The sequence below is a fragment of the Xanthomonas sp. SHU 166 genome (assembly GCF_000364685.1).
GTDB classification, from domain to species: domain Bacteria; phylum Pseudomonadota; class Gammaproteobacteria; order Xanthomonadales; family Xanthomonadaceae; genus Xanthomonas_A; species Xanthomonas_A sontii.
The window spans coordinates 1-713 of record NZ_AQOJ01000897.1; the positions used below are offsets into that span (position 1 = coordinate 1).

Below are 713 nucleotides of genomic sequence, written 5' to 3' on the forward strand. Positions count from 1 at the left end.
GAGCTGTCCACGCTGCTGCGGGCCATCGCCGCCGGCGACCTGACCGCACGCATGCACGGCGAGTTCCATGGCGTGTTCGGTCGCATGCGCGACGACGCCAACGCCACCGCCGCACAGCTGGCGGCGATCGTCGGCCGCATCCATGCCGCCGCCGCCAACATCAATGTCGCTTCCACCGAGATCGCCAGCGGCAACGGCGACCTGTCGCGCCGCACCGAACAGCAGGCGGCCAGCCTGGAGCGCACCGCCGCCTCGATGGAAGAGCTGACCTCCACGGTCAAGCAGAATGCCGAGTACGCACGCCAGGCCAACCAGCTTGCGGCCGGGGCGGCCGCGGTGGCCTCGCAGGGCGGCGACGTGGTCGGCCACGTGGTCACCACCATGAACGGGATCGAGGCCTCGTCGAAGAAGATCGCCGACATCATCGGCGTGATCGACGGCATCGCCTTCCAGACCAACATCCTCACTCAACGCGGCCGTCGAGGCCGCGCGCGCCGGCGATCAGGGCCGTGGCTTCGCCGTGGTCGCCACCGAGGTGCGCACCCTCGCCCAGCGTTCGGCCAATGCCGCCAAGGAGATCAAGACGCTGATCGACGAGTCGGTGGGCCGCGTCGCCGAAGGCTCGGCCCTGGTCGACCAGGCGGGCCGCACCATGAGCGAGATCGTGACCTCGGTGCGCCGCGTCACCGACATCATGGGCGAGATCGCCGCCG

At 70.3% G+C, this 713-nt stretch carries 1 pseudogene; it reads left to right on the forward strand.

Features of this window, described 5'->3' with window-relative positions:
- Positions 1-713 (forward strand): annotated as a pseudogene (locus D180_RS20190) (methyl-accepting chemotaxis protein); the annotation flags it as partial.